The organism is Gemella sp. GH3 (assembly GCF_013415425.1).
Lineage (GTDB): Bacteria > Bacillota > Bacilli > Staphylococcales > Gemellaceae > Gemelliphila.
The window spans coordinates 1-409 of sequence record NZ_JACBYC010000210.1 but is presented as its reverse complement, the minus strand read 5'-3'; the positions used below and the strand labels follow the sequence as shown (position 1 = coordinate 409).

Sequence of the window (409 nt, the reverse complement as noted above, 5' to 3'; positions counted from 1 at the left end):
TTTTAGTTCCATCTAGTAATGGTACTCTTGCAAAATAAACTTGGTTAAATTTCGTTTGATCGACAAGTACATATTTCTCACTGGATAATTTCATTGCCGTCTCTTTAATTAAAGCTTCTTGTTCATCTGGTGTTGTAAAACCATACTTCGAATCCATACCGTTCATTCCGATGAATGCACGATCAAAGCAATATCTTCTTAACGTTTCCAGTGCGTTTGCACCTACAGTTGCCATTGTTGTTTCTTTCACTTGTCCGCCAATCATTAAAGTGTTTATCCCATTCTTTAATAACTGTTCCACATGTGTCATCCCATTCGTGACAACAATGATATCTCTCGCATCGATATATTGAATCATTTCCAAAGTAGATGAACCAGCATCTAAGAAAATACATTCGTTGTCTTGGAT

General features: G+C 35.9%; 1 pseudogene. It reads right to left on the bottom strand.

Annotation, left to right across the window (positions count from 1 at the left end):
- A pseudogene (locus HZY83_RS07720) lies at window positions 1–409 on the bottom strand (DeoR/GlpR family DNA-binding transcription regulator); the annotation flags it as partial.